At 44.4% G+C, this 19,493-nt stretch carries 16 protein-coding genes; 13 read left to right on the top strand and 3 right to left on the bottom strand.

Annotated features, from left to right (window positions below; translation table 11 throughout):
• The first annotated feature begins 124 nt into the window (after nucleotides 1-124).
• The gene (locus tag C6Y39_RS18785) at nucleotides 125-289 is read left to right on the top strand and encodes a hypothetical protein (protein WP_167390664.1); all 165 of its coding nucleotides are present in this window, start codon (nucleotides 125-127) and stop codon (nucleotides 287-289) included.
• Between the two features lie 101 nt (nucleotides 290-390).
• Here C6Y39_RS18785 and C6Y39_RS13975 read toward each other — a convergent pair whose 3' ends face one another.
• The 3 genes from C6Y39_RS13975 to fadI all read right to left on the bottom strand — a co-directional run bounded on the left by C6Y39_RS13975 (nucleotide 391) and on the right by fadI (nucleotide 4,267).
• On the bottom strand, nucleotides 391-588 hold the full coding sequence (locus tag C6Y39_RS13975; RefSeq protein ID WP_105931864.1) for a hypothetical protein: 198 nt from the start codon (nucleotides 586-588) through the stop codon (nucleotides 391-393).
• Between the two features lie 207 nt (nucleotides 589-795).
• Nucleotides 796-2,937 (bottom strand): fatty acid oxidation complex subunit alpha FadJ, encoded by a 2,142-nt coding sequence (gene fadJ / locus C6Y39_RS13970; protein ID WP_105932044.1) that lies wholly within the window; start codon nucleotides 2,935-2,937, stop codon nucleotides 796-798.
• A gap of 19 nt (nucleotides 2,938-2,956) precedes the next feature.
• The gene (fadI, locus tag C6Y39_RS13965) at nucleotides 2,957-4,267 is read right to left on the bottom strand and encodes an acetyl-CoA C-acyltransferase FadI (protein WP_105931863.1); all 1,311 of its coding nucleotides are present in this window, start codon (nucleotides 4,265-4,267) and stop codon (nucleotides 2,957-2,959) included.
• Nucleotides 4,268-4,675: 408 nt separating this feature from the next.
• Here fadI and C6Y39_RS13955 point away from each other — a divergent pair, with 408 nt between their 5' ends.
• The 12 genes from C6Y39_RS13955 (at nucleotide 4,676) to putP (ending at nucleotide 19,369) form a co-directional block, all read left to right on the top strand.
• Nucleotides 4,676-5,632, top strand: coding sequence for an AAA family ATPase (locus C6Y39_RS13955; RefSeq protein ID WP_105931861.1), 957 nt, complete (start codon nucleotides 4,676-4,678; stop codon nucleotides 5,630-5,632).
• A 3-nt stretch (nucleotides 5,633-5,635) separates the two neighbouring features.
• The gene (locus C6Y39_RS13950) at nucleotides 5,636-6,610 is read left to right on the top strand and encodes a DUF58 domain-containing protein (RefSeq protein WP_105931860.1); all 975 of its coding nucleotides are present in this window, start codon (nucleotides 5,636-5,638) and stop codon (nucleotides 6,608-6,610) included.
• Entirely contained in the window at nucleotides 6,610-7,263 is a 654-nt protein-coding gene (locus tag C6Y39_RS13945) for a DUF4381 domain-containing protein (RefSeq protein ID WP_105931859.1), read from the top strand. Before C6Y39_RS13950 ends, C6Y39_RS13945 begins: the two co-directional genes overlap by 1 nt.
• Entirely contained in the window at nucleotides 7,256-8,305 is a 1,050-nt protein-coding gene (locus C6Y39_RS13940; RefSeq protein WP_105931858.1) for a vWA domain-containing protein, read from the top strand. Before C6Y39_RS13945 ends, C6Y39_RS13940 begins: the two co-directional genes overlap by 8 nt.
• Nucleotides 8,305-10,329 (top strand): vWA domain-containing protein, encoded by a 2,025-nt coding sequence (locus C6Y39_RS13935; protein ID WP_105931857.1) that lies wholly within the window; start codon nucleotides 8,305-8,307, stop codon nucleotides 10,327-10,329. The genes C6Y39_RS13940 and C6Y39_RS13935 overlap by 1 nt, the downstream gene beginning before the upstream one ends.
• Nucleotides 10,330-12,144 (top strand): BatD family protein, encoded by a 1,815-nt coding sequence (locus C6Y39_RS13930; protein WP_105931856.1) that lies wholly within the window; start codon nucleotides 10,330-10,332, stop codon nucleotides 12,142-12,144.
• Between the two features lie 30 nt (nucleotides 12,145-12,174).
• The gene (locus C6Y39_RS18780) at nucleotides 12,175-12,345 is read left to right on the top strand and encodes a hypothetical protein (RefSeq protein ID WP_167390663.1); all 171 of its coding nucleotides are present in this window, start codon (nucleotides 12,175-12,177) and stop codon (nucleotides 12,343-12,345) included.
• Complete coding sequence (locus tag C6Y39_RS13925) at nucleotides 12,345-14,198, top strand: DUF885 domain-containing protein (protein WP_105931855.1); 1,854 nt, start codon at nucleotides 12,345-12,347, stop codon at nucleotides 14,196-14,198. The genes C6Y39_RS18780 and C6Y39_RS13925 overlap by 1 nt, the downstream gene beginning before the upstream one ends.
• Nucleotides 14,199-14,313: 115 nt before the next feature.
• The gene (locus C6Y39_RS13920; protein ID WP_105932043.1) at nucleotides 14,314-14,871 is read left to right on the top strand and encodes a sigma-70 family RNA polymerase sigma factor; all 558 of its coding nucleotides are present in this window, start codon (nucleotides 14,314-14,316) and stop codon (nucleotides 14,869-14,871) included.
• Nucleotides 14,864-15,568 carry a DUF3379 family protein gene (locus tag C6Y39_RS13915; RefSeq protein ID WP_105931854.1) on the top strand — a complete coding sequence of 235 codons (705 nt, stop codon included), beginning with the start codon at nucleotides 14,864-14,866 and terminating at the stop codon, nucleotides 15,566-15,568. The genes C6Y39_RS13920 and C6Y39_RS13915 overlap by 8 nt, the downstream gene beginning before the upstream one ends.
• 211 nt (nucleotides 15,569-15,779) lie before the next feature.
• The gene (locus C6Y39_RS13910) at nucleotides 15,780-17,747 is read left to right on the top strand and encodes a diguanylate cyclase (RefSeq protein ID WP_105931853.1); all 1,968 of its coding nucleotides are present in this window, start codon (nucleotides 15,780-15,782) and stop codon (nucleotides 17,745-17,747) included.
• Nucleotides 17,748-17,863: 116 nt separating this feature from the next.
• Entirely contained in the window at nucleotides 17,864-19,369 is a 1,506-nt protein-coding gene (gene putP / locus C6Y39_RS13905) for a sodium/proline symporter PutP (protein WP_105931852.1), read from the top strand.
• Nucleotides 19,370-19,493: the final 124 nt, after the last annotated feature.

The raw sequence follows: 19,493 nt of genomic DNA, 5'->3' as shown, positions 1-19,493 counted from the left end.
TGATTTATAAGGATTATTTTTCAAATTGAAAAAGTGGCACGCAATTAGCAAATACTAATATGTCGATAAAAATATAAAACAATCGGCTTTGTTTGTTCGTTCAAAAAAATCAGAGGAAATTAACATGTTAAAAGAGTACGCAGTTGCACTAGTACTTTCTACCGCCACCCCAGTTGCTGCCGACAAACAAGAAGGCGCTAAACAGGCTCCTGAGTCACAAAAGGAAACCATTACTCAGCCAGAGTACATCAGACCTAAGACAGGTGCCGGCCATGGCGTAGGCTTCTAATTTGAAGTTAAAACGATTTTCAAAAAAAGAGAGTATTTACTCTCTTTTTTTATACCTGTTTCTTGATAAAAAGCTTTTTTTAACGAAATTATCTACTGGGTCTATGCAGCGATATAAAGGTTATTAAACCCAACCGCGTTGCGCCAATGTACATGACGAGAAATAGAGAACATAGGCAACAACACAGGGCCTAGTAGAAAACCTGCAATAGCCCATTTTTTCGCGTTCATTCCCCACTTAAATGCCTCGACGTAAAAGTATAGTGAAAAGATTACGCTTACTACCACCAGTGAAATCACATCGCCCCCATAATTCGACAAAACACAATGACAAAGACTCAATTAGTCAAATATTTGCAATAAGCTGCTGATAAATAGCGACAAGAAATTGACACGTGCATTTTTTAAACGGGCAGAGTTTACCCAATTTCGAACAATAAACCAGCAGAAATAAGCATTAGATATAAAAAAACCGGGCAAAGCCCGGTTTTTTAACATTTTATAAACTTAATCGTAAAACTTCTGATCGTTTTCAGCCATTTTCACTAACACATCAGCAGGTGTGAATTTGTCACCAACAGCGGTAGCGTAATGATTAAGACGAGCAACCACATGTTTAATACCAAGGGTATCCATATAGCGGAATGGGCCGCCCAGAAATGGAGGGAAGCCAATACCGAAAATAGCGCCTATGTCGCCGTCACGAGCATTGCGGATAACACCTTCATCCAAACAACGCGCCGCTTCGTTAAGCATCATTAAAACGCAGCGCTCTGCCACTTCTTTTTCGCTTAACTTAGTAGAGGGTGACAGCCCCAGTAGTTCGTAGATTGATTCATCCACTTCTTTTCCAGGCTTTTTACCTTCATAAGAATAAAACCCTTTCTGGTTTTTCTTACCCTTTCTGCCATCAGCAAGTACTTTATCGAAAGCACTTGGCGCAGTGAAACGCTCTCCGAACGCCTCTACAAGGAATGGGATAATCTTAGTACCAACATCAATACCCACTTCGTCAAGAAGCTTCACCGGACCTACTGGGAAGCCAAACTTGACCAAAGATTTATCGATATGCTCAATTGGCTCACCGTCAAGAATGAGGTTTGCTGCTTCATTCATGTAAGGCGCTAAGATGCGGTTAACGTAAAAGCCTGCGCCGTCTTTAACAACCACCGGCGTTTTGCCTTGCTTCTTGGCAAACTCAACCGTAGACGAAATAACTTGATCAGAGGTTTTTTCGTGAGCAATAACTTCCGCTAACGGCATTTTGTCTACTGGCGAGAAGTAATGCAGGCCGATCACGTTCTCAGGGCGAGCTGCTTTCGCGGCAATTTGTGTAATTGGAATAGACGATGTATTCGACGCAAAGATTGTGCTTTCTTTACAGTTCTCTTCAATATCCGCCACCATCTTTTGCTTGAGCTCTAAATCTTCGAATACCGCTTCAACTACGATGTCGGTATCTTGATAGCCGCTATAGTCAAGCGTACCGGTGAGAAGCGCTAACTGCTTCTGCATTTCGCTATTACGCATGAAACGCTTCTTCACCTTTTTGTTCAAGATGTCATAGCTGTACTTCATTGCGTTAGCGATGCCCTCAGCACGCACGTCTTTAATACGCACGGGAACACCAGCTTTCGTCGACGTTACATAGGCGATACCACCGCCCATCAAGCCGCCACCTAGCACACCAACTTTCTTCATTTTTTCAGGTTTAACGCCCTCAACGCCATTTTCTTTCTTCATTTCAGTAGTCGCGAAGAAAATTTGACGAAGCTGGAACGATTCAGGCGTCATGACAAGCTTTCCAAAGGCTTCAGCTTCCGCTTTAAGCCCCGCTTTCATGCCTTCATTCATGCCTGTTTCAATAACATCGATAATATAGCCTGGTGCGGGATAGTTGCCCTTGGTCTTTGCAAACGTTGCTTCACGGGCTTTTTTGAACATCATGTTGCGGCCAGCGCCGGTTTTTTCCAACATTTTGTCCATTACGCTCTTTTGAGGCGCGTCGCGCTCAGGTTTGCGTTTAAGCGCAAACTGTTCTGCTACTTTTAGCAATACAGTCTGTGGTACAACTTCATCAACAATACCGTATTTTTTTGCTTGCTTCGCTCGCGCCGGAGAGCCTGTCAGCATCATTTTCATTGCTTGCTGAATACCGATTAAGCGAGGAAGGCGCTGTGTGCCGCCACTACCCGGTAGTAATCCAAGCTGAACTTCAGGTAAACCTACCTGAGTATTCGGAGAATCGGTACATACGCGATAGTGACATGCAAGCGCGAGCTCTAAACCACCACCTAACGCAGGGCCGTGAATAGCCGCTACGAATGTCGCCTTCATATTCTCAATTCTATCGAAAATGGCTTGACCGCCAGAGGCAATAGTTGTGGCATCTTCAGCGGTTTTACAGGCGGCTAGCATGGTAATGTCAGCGCCAGCTACAAATGAACTTGGCTTACCGCTCGTTAGCACAACACCTTTAATGCTGCTGTCTCGCTCAATGTCGTCAAGCATGGCTGAAATTTCATCGCCAAACTCTGCTTTAAGCGTATTCATGGATTCACCAGGTACATCCATGCTTAGAATTGCGACGCCATTATCCTGCTTGGTAAGCGTAAATGCGCCTGAGGTTGGCTGAACTTCATTTGTCATTTCTTGTTCCTGACTCATCTTATTCTGTCTCCACAATCATAGCCGCACCAAGACCACCCGCAGCACATGCAGTTAATAAACCTGTACCACCGCCACGGCGGTTTAACTCGTTAAGCATTTGCGTGATCATACGTGTACCAGTTGCAGCGAACGGGTGACCGTAGGCAATTGAACTACCCATTACGTTGAATTTGTCCATGTCAATTTCGCCAGTCGCTTTGTCGCGACCTAGTTTCTCTTTGGCGAACTTGTCACTTGCAAACATCTTAACGTTCGCTAACGTTTGTGCTGCAAATGCCTCGTGCATCTCGATAAGCGTTAGATCATTTAGGGTCATGCCTGCACGATCTAGAGCGATTGGTGTAGCATAAGAAGGCCCCATTAGCATGTCTTCCCACACATCGATTGCTGAAAACGCGTAGCTCTTAATGTAGCCCAACGGCGTATAACCGAGTTCTTTTGCGCGGCTCTCTGTCATCATCAATACCGCTGAAGCACCATCGGTAAGTGGTGTGGCGTTTGCCGCTGTAACAGAGCCATACTTTTTATCAAACACTGGACGAAGTTTCGCGTAACCTTCAAGTTTTGAATCGAAACGCACGTTGTTGTCGCGCTCAAGGGCACCTTTATATGGTTCAGCATAAGCAGTCATGACTTCGCTAGACAGTTTACCTGCTTCCCAACTTTCAGCTGCAAGACTGTGTGAGCGATGTGCGAGTTTGTCTTGTTCTTCTCGAGAAATTTGATGCGTTTTCGCCATCTGCTCTGCCGTTTGTCCCATCGACAACCCCGTAGAGTACTCGGCTACTGCTGGTGGAACCGGCGCTAAATCTTTCAGGCTCAAACGTTTGAAAATATTCAGCTTTTGACCAAGAGTTTTGGTTTTTTGTAAGTCAACTAACGCACGCGCAAGGTTTTTTGATACACCTATAGGTGAGACTGACGTTGAGTCTGCGCCACCGGCTATACCCACTTGAACCGTGCCAGCCATCATACTTTCAGCAATATTTACCGTTGATTGGAAACTGGTCGCACAAGCCCGTGATACGCTGTAAGCATCAGTGTGAACATTCATACCGGTACCAAGTACAATTTCACGTGCGATATTTGGGGCTTCAGGCATTTGAACAACTTGACCATAAACAACCTGGTCAACCCATTCCTTCTGAACACCGTGACGCACGAGCAGTTCGTTCACAACCATTTTGCCTAAATCTACAGCCGGCACGCCGTGAAAATATGTCGCCATTTTAGCAAACGGAGTACGCAACCCCGCGACAATGGCGATGCGATCACCCTCTCGGGTAGTAACTGATTGTTTTGTAGCCATAATGCACCTAAATTGATGACCTACTCTAAAATTAGCGTTTTGCCTTTCAAGTGGTCTGACCTGTAATAGTTACGATTTTTACAAACTATGAACAAAATAGCAAATAATGCGGATAGAAGAACAAAATAAATGCCCCAAAGTTATTACCACGACTGATGCCATGGTTAAAGACAGCCCGTTGCTTACAAGCATAACCAAATATCGTGTTATTAATACCGTTAAACGACTTGAAGAAAGATACAATGAACCTTATATGGAAATGAAAGTCTGTTTTGTGTCATTGTGACGTAAACCTAAGGTTTAAATAATCTAGTCATGACATAAGCGATCACTTTAAAGTCATCTGTTTACGTCGCCGTCGCATTGACACATCCCAATAACGAGAACTCAAACGGAAATTTTTGCATTATGGCAGCAGCGCAATTTCAACAGTTACACGCTTACTTAGACCAACAAATCATTGGTCAACACGCGTTAACAAAAAGCCTTCTTATCGCTCTTTTGGCCGACGGTCACTTGCTTGTTGAGGGACCTCCAGGACTTGCGAAAACTCGCGCAATCAATGCACTTGCTAACGGTATTGACGGTGATTTTCACCGTGTGCAGTTCACCCCTGATCTACTACCAGCAGATTTAACCGGTACGGACATCTATCGACCTGAGACGGGTGAATTTGTATTCCAGAAAGGCCCGCTCTTTCACAATTTAGTGTTGGCCGATGAAATAAACCGTGCCCCAGCAAAAGTGCAGTCGGCGCTATTAGAGGCCATGGCCGAACGCCAAATTACGGTAGGGAGCAAAACCTATCCTTTGCCACCACTATTTTTAGTTATGGCAACGCAAAATCCACTAGAGCAAGAAGGGACTTATCCTCTGCCAGAGGCCCAATTAGATCGTTTTTTAATGCATGTTGATATTGATTATCCAGGCGCGGAAACAGAAATAGAAATTCTGCGTTTAACACGCGGTGAAGCCCTGTCAGAGCCACCGGTAACACCACCTACACTTACACAAGACGATATTTTTACGGCCCGTAAAGAAGCCTTATCGCTTTATATGGCTCCTGAATTAGAACAGTATTTAGTTCAGCTTATTATGGCGACCCGCCAACCAGCAAACTTCGATGCTGATTTAGGCCAGTGGATTGCCATGGGAACAAGCCCCCGCGCCACCATTAGTCTAGACCGATGCGCGCGCGCTCACGCATGGCTGAGCGGCAGAGATTTTGTTGGGCCAGATGACATTCAGGCTGTTGTACATAATGTTCTTCGCCACCGCATTATTTTGTCTTATCAAGCTGAAGCCGAAGGTGTAACAATCAACGATGTGCTAGATAAGATTGTCGCTACCGTCGCAGTTCCATAAGTCATGGAAAATGTGAAGTCGCAGCTAATTAAGCTGCAAAGCAACGGCGTCACCCTGTCAACAGCAGAGCTTCTTCGCTATCAGCAGTTGTCTAAACTCTTTAGTTTAGCGCCCAAACGCATGCCTCAAGCCAAGCTTGCGGGAAGCTACCTTACTAAACACAAGGGGCGCGGAATGGAATTTGACGAGGCGCGACATTACCAACCTGGCGATGATATTCGCGCCATTGATTGGCGCGTGACCGCGCGGACGGGGAAGACACACACTAAGGTGTATCGCGAAGAGCGAGAACGCCCTGTGTTTTTGTTTTGCGATTACCTACCCTCAATGGCCTTCGGAACGCAATTGTTAACGAAAGCAGTCCAAGCCGCTCATGTGTCTTCTTTAATTAGTTGGTCTGCTGCCGCTCGCGGAGATAAAGTTGGTGCGTTAGTTTTTAATCAGCAGCAGCATAAAGAAATCAAACCTCTCACGCGTAAAAAGGCCGTACTGCACGTATGCCATGAACTCATGTCCCTTCATGAGCAAAGCACGCAATATATGCCAGATAAAGCTCGTGATGAAAAAGCTTTTGCCGATGCTTGCGCTCGCGCTAGACGCTTAGCCAGACCAGGAAGCCTAGTTTACTTAGTGTCTGACTTTCAGCATCTTGGCACTCAAGCTATTCAGCACTTAAGCCATATAACAAGGCATTGTGAAGTTAGAGCCATAGTGGTTAACGACCCCATAGAGCACGCTTTACCAAAAACATCGTCGCTTCAAACGGTAAGCGTTTCAGACGGGAAAAATCAGCAGCGCTGGGTATTAGGCGACAGTAAAGAGCAAGATCAATACAAACAATGGCGCGACGAACACAACCGTACAATTTATGAAATGCTAAGGAAAAATAATATCGCTCGTTTCAGTGTCTCAGCCGGGCTTCCCTTAGATGATCAGCTTCAAAGTATGCAACAAGAAAAACGATTGGAGCTGAATTGATGCAAAACAGCAATATTCCGTTAAACGTTACACAAACTATGCAGTTACCTAATCAGCAACCTTTACAAATGCAGCAGCAGGACCCACTCGCTCAGCTTCGAGATATCCACGTTCCTAACGACGTCAGTGCTTGGCCGCTAGATTGGGGGTGGTGGTTACTTATTGTTTTAGTTGTCATTACAATTTTCGGCCTTTACAAAACGCTTTCAGCTTACCTGCGCCATAACAAGCCGCGAAAGCAAGCTTTAGCACTGCTTGAGTCCGTTTCAGCACAACAGAATAATTGGCCCGTAGCGCTTAATTCCATATTGAAGCGCGCAGCGATGAGCTACTACCCTACTCAACAAGTAGCTGGTTTATATGGTAAACAGTGGCAAGCGTTTCTAACCTCAGCGCTGAAGAAACGTGATAAAAACCTTGAGAGCGATTTAGCATTATTGGTTAGCAATATTTATCACGCCAACCCAAATTCCAATGATTTTGATACATGTAAAAACGCGGTAAAAGGCTGGCTGTCTAAAGCTCGCTTTCCCAAGAACAAATTAACGTTTGACGTGCCTGGCAATGAAGAATTCGAAGGCAGTAATACGCAAGCCACCTTAAAAAGCGCATCAGCAAACAACAATCAAGCAAAGGAGCCTCATCATGCTTAATTTTGCTTGGTGGTGGGTATTTTTTGCGCTCCCCTTGCCTATTATTGTGCGCCTGCTTTCTAAAAAAGCGCAAGACATGCCGATGGCTGCGCTGCGGGTTCCCAGTTTGCGGCCTGGCGAAGTGTCAGAGCAAACTCAATTAAGGCAAACCAAAATACCGCTTGTAGTAAGTAGTTTAATATGGCTACTGCTTGTGACTGCCGCAGCCCGCCCTCAATGGTTGGGCGAGCCCGTGAGCATTCCTAACGAAGGAAGGGAAATGATGCTAGCCGTCGACTTGTCAGGCAGTATGAAAATTGATGATATGCAGCTTCAAGGCAGGCAAGTAAATCGACTAACCATGACAAAATCTGTGGTTTACGATTTCATTCAGCGTCGCGTGGGCGATAGGCTTGGTCTTATTTTATTTGCTGATACCGCATACGTTCAAGCGCCACTAACTTACGACAGAGACACGGTATCTACACTTCTTAGTGAAGCTGTTATTGGTTTAGTTGGAGAGCAAACCGCAATAGGTGACGCCATAGGTTTAGCGGTGAAACGTTTTGATGAGCGTGAAGAGTCAAACAACGTACTGATCCTTCTTACCGACGGACAGAATACAGCAGGTAACATAACGCCAGAGCAAGCCAAAGAGCTCGCTATTAGCAAAGGGGTTAAGGTATACACCATAGGTGTAGGCGCCGACAAAATGCTAATTCAGAGTTTCTTCGGCAGTCGCCAAATAAACCCTTCGCAAGAGCTTGACGAGGGAATGTTGACCGACATCGCAACTTCAACAGGAGGGCAATATTTCAGGGCAAGAAATGCGCAAGAGCTACAGTCCATATACCAACAGCTTGACGCACTTGAGCCAATTGAAGGTGAAACCCGCAAAATGCGACCATTAAGCGCACTTTTTTACTATCCTCTTGCGGCAGCATTACTCCTATCTGCACTATGGGCATTTTTGACCCTGGCTATTTCGTCATATCGCTGGATAAAACAAAAGCAAAACCAGTTTTCCGCGCATGGTCCAGAGTCCACTAAGGAGACGAAATAATGGAACTCGACTTCTTAAATCAATTTCATTTTTTACGCCCCGAGTGGTTTATCGCATTGATTCCCCTAATGTTGCTGGTGATATTAATAAGAAAAACCACGGCTAAGCAATCGGGATGGCAATCGGTGATCCCCTCTCACTTGTATCAACACATGGTGATTGGAAAAAACGAATTAGGTGCAAAACCGCCTATGTGGATGCTGGCCTTTGTATGGCTCATGAGTGTAACTGCGCTAGCTGGACCAACGTGGGAACGCTTACCTCAACCGGTTTATCAGCTAAAAATGGGACATGTCATTGTTATTGATATGTCGCTATCTATGCGCGCTACCGACATGACGCCTGATCGATTGACCCGAGCTAAATACAAGGCGATAGACTTGGTCAACGCTATTGGTGAAGGCGAAATGGGTCTCGTCGCTTATGCGGGAGATGCATTTGTTATAAGCCCATTAACCGAAGACGCTGGCAATATCACAACGCTACTTCCCAGTCTTTCACCCGAAATCATGCCAGTGCCAGGCAGCGATCCGCTGTTAGGTATAGAGAGTGCAGCCGAGCTTCTAACCAATGCGGGATATAACTCAGGCATGATCTATTGGATTACTGACGGTATAGAGTTAGAGCAACAGCAAGAACTTCAAGAGTATGTGGCATCTATTCCTTTCACTGTAAATGCGCTTACAGTTGGCACGTCTGAAGGCGCCCCCATTCGCCAACAAAGTGGCGAGCTTTTGAAGGATTTTACAGGCAGCATCGTTATACCTAAGCTAAATGAAGGCGCAGTGAAAGGTGTGGTAAAAACAAGCGGCGGACGTTTCGAATCCTTTACATCAAACGACGCGGATATTGAGGCCCTTGCCGCTGTATCGCTGCTCGACAAAACCGACAGTGAAGAGGGCGAAGAAGAGAGTAACTTACAAGGTGATCAGTGGAAAGAGGTTGGCCCTTACCTGTTACTTTTACTTCTTCCGTTCGCAGCCTTTGCATTTAAACGAGGCTTGGTATTCATTGTGTTGATTGGCGTACTTAGCCCGTCTTTCGTTCAAAACGCTCATGCCTTGCAAAGTTCTCAAGACTCACAAAACATCGCTGCACAGACACCGTCTGCACCAGCGCCGGCAAGCGGACCTAATCCGCTTTCATGGTGGCAAAAGCCGTTTATGAATGACAATCAGGAAGCATTGAACAGTTACCAAAGAGGTAAGTATAAAGACGCTGTTAACCAATTTAATGACGAAACATGGAAGGCCTCATCACTCTATAAATCTGGTGATTATGAAGGTGCGTTAAATGCCTACCAAAACATCCCTGGACCCAACAGCGCTTATAACCAAGGTAATGCATTGGCAAAGCTCGGTAAGCTAGAAGAGGCTATTAAGAAATATGACCAAGCTTTGCGCGAAGCTCCGGATTTTGAAGATGCGAGAACGAACAAGAAAATTATTGAAGATTTGTTGAAACAGCAGCAACAGCAGCAACAGCAGAATCAAAACGAGCAGCAGCAAAACCAAGATCAGAACGAGTCAGGTGATAATAGCGAGCAAAATGACTCTCAAAATAGTGACCAAAACAATCAGGATGGTTCAAATGATCAGAGCGGTCAGCAAAACCCTGGAGAGGTCCAACAGTCAGATGAAAATCAAGATCAGAGCGATAACAATGAACAGCAAAATAGCGGTGATGACTCGCAGCAACCTGATGATTCGAAGATAAATGACGAGACCGAATCATCAGATTCACAACAACAAAATGCAGAGCAGGATCAGTCTGAGCAAAATGAAAGTGCCCAGCAAAATAGTGGGCAACCGAAAGAGAGCGAGCAACAGTCAGAGCGCGAAGCACAAGCCGCGCAAGGTCAAGCTGAAGAGCTCACTGATGCTGAAAAAGAAGAACTACAGCGAATGGAAAGTTTAATGCGTCGCGTACCTGACGACCCTGCATTTTTGCTTAAACGAAAAATGCAATTAGAAGCCCAAAAACGTCAGCGTCAACGTATGCCCTCAAATCGGAGTGATTGGTAGATGAAAGCTTTATTACAATCTACATGTTTTATTTTTATGCTATCCACAATGTTAAGTACTAACGCATTCGCGGATGTGAATGCAGTAGAAGCCACCATTGATAGAAATCCTGTCATGATAGACGAGGCGATACGCTTAACTATCACTGCAGATGGAAGTGCAGACAGAGATGCATTTGATAGCTCTCCTCTGTTAAAGGACTTTGTGGTTGGCAGAACGTCTGTTAGCAGCCAAACGTCTATCGTTAATTTTGACACCAAACGCACCACCGTCTGGACCACCACACTTTTTCCTCGAAAGGAAGGCACGTTTACCATTCCTTCACTTACCATCGAGGGTAAGTCTACTAAGCCCATTCAGGTGAAAGTTATTCCGGTTCAAGAACAAAGCAATGTGGCCCGTGATTATTTCGTCACCACAGACATCGATATAAAAGAAGCCTACTTAAATCAACAGTTGCTTTACACCGTGAAACTTTTTCTCTCAAGTAATATTGAACGGGGCAGCCTTCAAGCGCCCGAAATGCAAAATGCCGAAATTAAACAACTAGGTGACGATAAGCAGTACACCGACATTGTTAATGGACGACGTTATCAGATCATTGAACGTCAATTCGCTGTCGTCCCTCAGGCATCTGGTGAATTCACCCTAAGAGGCCCTGTCTTTACTGGAGAAGTGATGGCGGCTAACACTAATCAGCGGTTTGGCTTTTTTAACAGAACGCAACAAATTAATCGGGTTGGGCCTGATATCACGGTGAACATTAAACCTATCCCTCAGGGAATTGATTATCCATGGCTGCCCTCTGAAATGGTAAGAGTGGATGAAGAGTGGCCACAGGGAGATACTTTTGTTGCAGGAGAGCCCGTAACCCGAATCATTACGCTAACTGCCCTAGGTGTGGTAGAAGAACAGCTTCCGGATATTCCTGAGTTTTATCCACCAAACTTTAAATTATACCCAGACCAGTCGAATACGACGACAGTGGAAAAGGACCAAAGCCTTATCTCCCAGCGCCAAACGTCGTTAGCCATCATCCCTACACAAGCGGGTAACTTTGTATTACCCGAAATTACTGTTCCTTGGTTCAATACCCTTACTCAACAAACCGAGTATGCCACCATTCCTGCTCGCTCAATTACGGTAGCGCCAGCAAGTGGCGTAAATAAGGGTAATGCGGCGAACGCGAACACCCCAGTATCTAGCAGTACAACGGTAGAGAATGTTCCAAACGATGTACCTTCAACTGCAGCGCAATCTTTTACCGACGCTGACAATAAGACTAACGCATCAAATAATGCTTCAGGTGACGCCAATACTAATAAGATTGCGCCCTTATATTGGGTTGTGACCGGCGTATTCATCGCGCTGTTTATTATTGCGCTTGCGGGATGGCTATACACTTACAGAAAGCTTAAGCAATCACGAACGTTTGGGCAAAACAGCAGTGTTAAACATGTTGTACCGTGCTCGAATGCTTTAACTAGTTTCGATGAAAAAGCTCAATATCAAAATCTTATGTCAGTGATAAAGGCAAAGGATATACGTTCATTATCCCCCTCCCTTAAGCATTGGATAAATGCGTTAACTGCAGGTAATGTCAAACATTCACAGTTTGAAAGTATTAATCGTATAGTTAATGAGTTGTACGCACTGCGTTTTTCAGCAAATAAATCTGATGCTAGCGTACAAACCACACAAATAACGAAGGTTTTGGAAGAACTTTCGAATGAAGTTAAGCGCACTCGTAACGAATGGAAGCGAAAAGACGCGAGTGACAGTCACACGCTATCTAACCTATATCCTGCTTCATAAAACGCATTTCATTTGCTAATGGATTAGAATTTGCGTAATCAAAACCCTTGCACTTTGCCATATCGCACTGGCAAGGGTTTTGTTGATACGATGTCTGTATTCGATAAACAGCTAGGGCCTTATTGCCCTCAAAAAGGTTTATTAACCGTAAAAGTCCTAGCCGATAAAAATAATCAATTAAACGCGACGGGGAATGAATAATGAAAAAAACACTTTTAAAGCTAACGCCAATAGCGCTGGCTATCACAACGCTTGCGGCATGCTCACCAGCAACGGAAACAGCCAATAACGCACCAGAGCCAATTAAAACAGAAAAGCCAGCTGGACAGTCTGAGTCAGAGCGTCTTAATGCGTTCTTTGAGCGCACCTTTGAAGAAGACCTAAAACGCTCCCCCCTATTCCAAAGCTACCTCGGTAAAAAGTGGGACTACGACAAATGGGATGACATCAGCGATGAAGAGGCCGATACCCGCGTTGCTATTGCCAAGAACCGACTTGAGAAACTAAATAGCTTCGATACAAGCAAATTGAGTGAGCAAGAAAAATTGAGCTTGCGTCTATACAAACTTGGTATAGAGCGTGATTTAGCTAACGACGAATTCAGACATCACCGCTATATTGTGCACCAATTCCGCGCTGCACATACTCAAGTACCAAGCTTCCTTATCAATATTCACAGCGTAAAGAGTAAAGAAGACGCCCAAGCGTATATTGGTCGTCTGGATAATGTCCGCACGTACTTCGATCAAGTTATCGAACAAATGAAAGTACGCGAAAAAGCTGGCGTATTTCCTCCAGCGTGGGCCTACGACCAAATGATCGATGCGTCCAAGAATGTAATTACGGGTGCACCTTTTGATTCTAGTGAAACGCCTTCCACATTATGGGAGGACTTTCAAAATAAAGTTAGCAAACTAGATATAACTGACGCTGAAAGAACCACTTTACTTGGTGAAGCTAAAGCCGCTTTGGTAACATCAGTCATGCCGTCGTACGAGAAGTTTATCGAAGAACTGGTACATCAGCGTGAAGTAACACCAGAAGGCGATGGTGTGTGGCGTTTGCCTAACGGTGATGCATGGTATCAGAACCGCCTCAACTGGTTTACCACCACTGACCTGACTGCAGATCAAGTACATCAGATAGGCCTAGATAATGTAGAGCGCATACACAATGCGATGCGCGACATCATGAAACAAGTAAAGTTTGAAGGTACTCTTCAAGAGTTTTTTGTTTTCATGCGTGAAGACGATCAATTCTATTTACCTTCTACAGCTGAAGGCAGACAGCAATACCTTGATATGGCGAAAACCGCTATAGATGACATGCGGGACGCTATTCCTGAGTACTTCGGTATTCTTCCAGAAGCGCCAATGATCGTTAAACGCGTTGAAGCCTTTCGGGAACAGTCTGCGGGCAAAGCGTTTTATCAAAGCCCAGCCCAAGATGGCAGCCGCCCCGGTATTTATTACGCCAACCTTTATGATATGAAAGCTATGCCAACATATCAGCTAGAGGCGCTAGCGTATCATGAAGGTATTCCTGGCCATCACATGCAGCGTGCAATTGCACAAGAGTTAGACGGTGTTCCTCAATTTCAGAAGTTTTTAAGTTTTACGGCCTACACGGAAGGTTGGGGTTTATATACTGAAGAGTTGGCAAAAGACATGGGATTTTATCAAGACCCCTACTCCGACTTTGGTCGTTTAGCCATGGAGCTCTGGCGCGCCTGCCGCTTGGTTGTAGATACGGGCATTCATGCGAAAAAGTGGTCCCGTGAAAAAGCGGTAGATTATCTTATTGAAAACACACCAAACCCTGAATATGACGCGCAAAAAGCTATAGAACGCTATATCGCCATGCCGGGTCAAGCCACTGCTTACATGATTGGTAAACTTAAAATCATGGAGCTTCGAGAAATGGCGCAGAACGAACTTGGCGACAAGTTTGATTGGAAAGGTTTCCATGATGAAGTGTTAAAATATGGCCCTGTACCGCTTTCTATTTTAGAAGAAAATATAAATGCTTGGATTGCTTCTCAAAAAGGTGCCTAGCAAAAACGACTGAGTGATCTGCTCACTAACGTTATGATAAAAACGCGTCTTTCGGCTAACGAAATGGCGCGTTTTTTATGCCATAGTGAAAAAGTTTAAGATTTTGGATTTTTTTATGTTTGGTCGAAATAAATTCGATAGTGGTCAGGTCTTATCGAGTATGAAAGCAAAACACCAAAGATATGAAGCACTGGTAAAGGCATTTCACGCCGACATATACCGCTATGCATTCTGGCTTATTAAAGACCAGAGCATTGCCGAAGATGTTGTACAGGAAACCTTTCTGCGTGCTTGGCGCTCACTAGATGCCCTTAATGATGAAAAGGCGGCGAAGTCATGGCTGATTACCATTCTTCGCCGCGAGAACGCCCGTCGGTTTGAGCGAAAGCAATTCGATACGGTGGATATTGATGACTGCCATATACAAGATGACACGCAGCACGCAGACGGCGATTTGAGAGACAGAGAACTTCAGCGACTGATGGGTGGATTGAGCATTGAGTATCGCGAGCCCTTAATTCTTCAACTCATCTTTGGGTTTAGTGGTGAAGAGATTGCTAATCAATTAGGACTTAATAAAAACACGGTAATGACCCGTTTGTTTAGGGCGAGAAATCAGCTGAAAGAGGCATTAGAGAAACAAAATGAACAGAGAGGTCGTGTAAATGGATGAATTAGAATTTAGGCGTCGAATCTACGCCGATCCAGAAACGACTGACAGTGATGTTGTAGAGGCGGCAAAGGAAGATGAAAGCAAACGGAATTTCTGGAATGAACAGAAGCAGCTAGATAAGCAATTAAAGCAAGCGCTTAAAGTCGACGTACCAGAGGATCTTGCAAGCAAGCTTATTTGGCAACAATCGACTGACGAATTTAACCGCTACAAGCGCAGAAGCAGGTGGTATTTGGCTATGGCTGCGTCGGTTGCTTTTACCGTGGGTATTGCCCTTACCATGTGGTACCACCAACCGCTTAGTATAGGCGGCCAAGCACTTGCTCATATGCAGTACGCTGAAATGGAGCATGCTCATTCATTGCTTCCGGTTGATTTAAATATGGTTAATGCAAAGCTAGCAAGCTTTGGTGGTAGTTTTAGCGAAATGTTAGACGGTGTAGAAGTTGCAAACTACTGTCACTTGAGCACGGTTAGAAGTCTTCACCTCATTGTTGATACGCCACAAGGTAAAATGTCTATATTTGTGGTGCCCGAACGAGGCGACGTCAGTGTACCGAGTAGGTTTGGGGATAGCCAATATCACGGCGAGAGCATTAAGATGCAGCGCGCAAACGTTATGATTGTTGGTGACAAAAATGCAGATCTTAGCGAAATGAAAAAAGCCGTTTCGGAAAGGATACAGTTTTCTGCATAACGCTTTTATAAGGCGTTCCTAAAAAACTGTTTTCCTTATTCCTTCTCTTCTTCATTCCTTTCCTTCTTCGGCCTAATGTGGCCGATTTTTTTTTGCCCAAATTTAAGATGAAACTCACGCTTATAAAACTTATAATTACTACCTTATTAAAACACTCGTTTTAAATTACAACAGTATTCCGCTTATCCGCAGTATAGAGGTAGCAATTATAATGAGCGTTTGGTATCGCTTTACAAGGCTAACGGTTTGGCTATTGTTGCCTTTGATAACTTGTTTTTCTTTAAGCGCACAGAACTCAGATATCAAAAACGCTTTAAGATTAGAGAAACTTGACGGCTATAGTCACATTGCAGCCACAACCATCTTCCATTGGAACACACCAAGCAATGTGAGCAATACTGATATCACTGTAATGATTGAGGAATCAGGATTACAGAATGATAAACAAAGTGAAGGAGTGATATTTAGACATTTATTAGCCACTTCTACAGCAAATGATGTTGATTCCCCAAGAGTTCCGATTTTCGTTAAAGAGCCGTTATTAGATAAGCACTGGCAAGAACTAAAAGCGCTCACTCCTGAACTCTTCGCTGCTGCTAAGGCGTATTACATATATGCAAGGGCTGTTAACGACTTTGACGGTTCTTCTCTGCGTATCAACGAAACTGTGCCCGCACTGAGACGTTTGAAACTTGAAGCTCTGGATACGGGTAGTAAAAAAGCTACCGCAATAGCAAGTATATGGTTGGCTATGGAGCTTAATTTAGCCAATCCTATTGAGGCCATCAATGAACTTGAATATGCATTGGCGCACCTTCCTCATTATTCGCCAGACAAAAACTTACAAAATGCGTTATCAAAAACTATCGCTCATGACTGGCTCAGGGATGCCTATCTCGAGCTCTTCGTTCCTAGTAGAGCTTTCTACCACTCCCAACAAATTATTGATAGTAAAAAACAGGCTGGAAGCACAGTAGTCACAACTTGGGCTTTCTTTTCGGCGATAGACGCATTACTTGTTCAAGACAGTTTTAACGATGCTTTAGCTTTGGTAGAGGACGCAATAGGTTATGTATCTAAGGTAAATTCAGCCCATGAGAAGCTTTTGATATATGTTCAAAAGCTTCGTGCTATTGTTTTTCAGAAAGGTGAAGGCTATGAGAGCTCAGCACAAAAAGTCATGGAGCAAATTAGACAACTCGATACATCAAAAATGAAGGAAAGAACCCAAGAGCTTTCTGTCTACGCAGATGCACTTTACGCGGCGGTACTGAATGATGAAGCAAAATTCAATGATTCACTTCAGCAATATAAAAAGATCGTTCTCGCAAAAACTTCCGATTCAGGTTTTAAAGAGAAGATTAAGCTCAAAATGGAGCTCGAACTCTCAAGACTTTACGACGCTGCGGGCAATTACGAAAAAGCGTACGAGCACTCTCAGTCCTACAATAAATTACTCGTTGCAAAAAATACGGAGCAATTTAAATTTTCTTCGTCTAACTTCACAGATAACTTGGCAGAAGATATCGAATTAGCACATTATCGTCAGAAGGAACTAGCTAGTTTACGGGAGCAGAAAGAGGGGCTTTCTACCGACAAAGAAGCCATGAAAACAACCATATTCGTGTTGTTGCTAACCATATTACTCATCCTTGTCCTTTGGCTCTGGGTCGCCAAAAAACAGAGCGATTTACTCGCTGAACGGGACTCGCTCACCGGCGCCCTCACCCGCCGGGCTATGTTAAACAGCTTAAAAAAGTCACTTAAAGGTAACAAGACCTCAAGTATTGCGCTATTGGACGTAGACAACTTTAAGAAGATTAACGACAGATACGGTCACGCTGTCGGTGATGAAGTGCTTACGACAATAACCCAAATTATTAAAAATAGAATTCGCAAATCTGACAAACTTTGCCGGTACGGAGGCGAAGAGTTTTTAATCTATTTCTCCGACACGGATGAAAAGTCAGCTAAACGGATACTCGATGAACTAAATGTGGCTCTCTCCCGCCAAAAACATTGGAACGGCACTGATGAAAAGTTTTGTGTTAGCTTCTCGTCAGGGCTGTTAGATGTGAAAGGAGAGACAAACTTAGACAGAATTATCAAAGCCTGTGACGACTTGCTTTACAAGGCTAAACGCGGCGGCCGAGCTCGCGTAGCCTCTTTATCATTTTAAAATTCTCTCAAACTTTATTTACCTTTAGCCGTATAGAAAACATGCAAGGGCGCTGAATGACGTAGAGACTCTCAGTCATAGGTGTTAGCATGAAAGAAAAAACATAGGGAATTTATATGGCTACAGGCACGATAATCTCGTTGGGTTTATATTTTGTAGTAATGTTAGGGATAGGCCTTTTCGCCTATCGGCAAACAGATACCAACGTAGAAGGCTATATGCTCGGCGGCCGCCAGTTAGGCCCCGCTGTTACTGCTCTCTCAGCAGGCGCATCTGACATGAGCGGATGGATGCTCATGGGTTTACCCGGTGCAATGTATGTATCCGGTTTGTCCGCCGGTTGGATTGCGGTTGGTCTCACATTAGGCGCACTAGCGAATTATATGCTGGTGGCGCCACGCCTCCGTGTATACACAGAGGTCGCCAATAATTCTATTACGCTTCCCGATTACTTTGAAAACCGATTTGCAGACAATTCTCGTCTACTTCGCGTTATCGCCTCTGTCGTCATCGTCGTTTTTTTCACCCTTTATACATCTTCGGGTGTTGTAGCTGGCGGAAAATTGTTTGAAACATCATTCGGATTAACCTATGAAACGGGGCTGTATGTCACCGCAGGCGTTGTTGTAGCCTACACATTAGTGGGTGGTTTTATGGCGGTAAGCATGACTGACTTCGTTCAAGGCTGTATCATGTTTGTCTCGCTAATCATGGTCCCCGCTGTGGTTATCAGTGAGCTAGGCGGCGTCGGTGCTTCAATCGACGCATTAGACACCATTAACCCGGCACTATTTGATGCCTTTATGGATGCGTCTTCCAACGAAGCATTAACCTTCATTGGTATTGTTTCTCTTATGTCATGGGGTCTCGGCTACTTTGGCCAGCCGCACATCATCGTTCGCTTCATGGCTATTCGTTCAGTCAAAGATATTCCAACTGCAAGAAATATTGGTATGAGTTGGATGATAGTTTCAATTATCGGCGCCTTAATGACAGGCCTGTTTGGTTTGGCTTATGTGACAGGGAACGGCAATGAAATTGATCCTGAGACCGTTTTTATTTACCTGTCTCAAATTCTGTTCCACCCGCTCATTGGTGGCTTTCTGCTTGCTGCTATTCTAGCCGCGATTATGAGTACTATTTCATCACAGCTACTAGTAACGTCGAGTTCATTGACCAGTGACTTTTATCAGGCATTTCTGCGTCGTGATGCGTCAGATGGTGAACTTGTTATCGCAGGCCGCGTCAGCGTGGTCGTTGTAGCGCTTGTTGCTATTTATCTAGCCTACGACCGAGACAGCATTATTTTGACCCTTGTAAGTAATGCGTGGGCAGGTTTTGGCGCTGCCTTTGGTCCACTGGTTTTGTTTAGCTTGTTTAAGCGTGAAATGACCCGTCGTGCGGCGTTAGGCGGCATGATAGTTGGGGCGGTAACCGTGTTACTGTGGATTTATCTTCCTATCGAAGTGGGTGGTCAGAAACTTGGTGACTGGATATATGAAATTGTGCCTGGGTTTATTTTATCTAGCTTAACCATAATGATTTTAAGTAAATCAGGTACTCCACGAGAAGGTGTAGTTGATACTTTCGATGCGTTTCAAACGAAATTAAACGAAAAGTAAGCGAAAGATTAGCGAAAAATAGTTTAGCAAATATCGCGAATACAAAGCCCTGTTTAGTTTTCTAAGCAGGGCTTTTTTCCTTTCAAAGCCCTTAAAAAAAGTGGCTTATGCTTCAATTGCATGA

This window comes from Alteromonas gracilis (assembly GCF_002993325.1).
GTDB lineage: Bacteria > Pseudomonadota > Gammaproteobacteria > Enterobacterales > Alteromonadaceae > Alteromonas > Alteromonas gracilis.
This window is presented reverse-complemented; position numbering and strand designations above follow the sequence as displayed.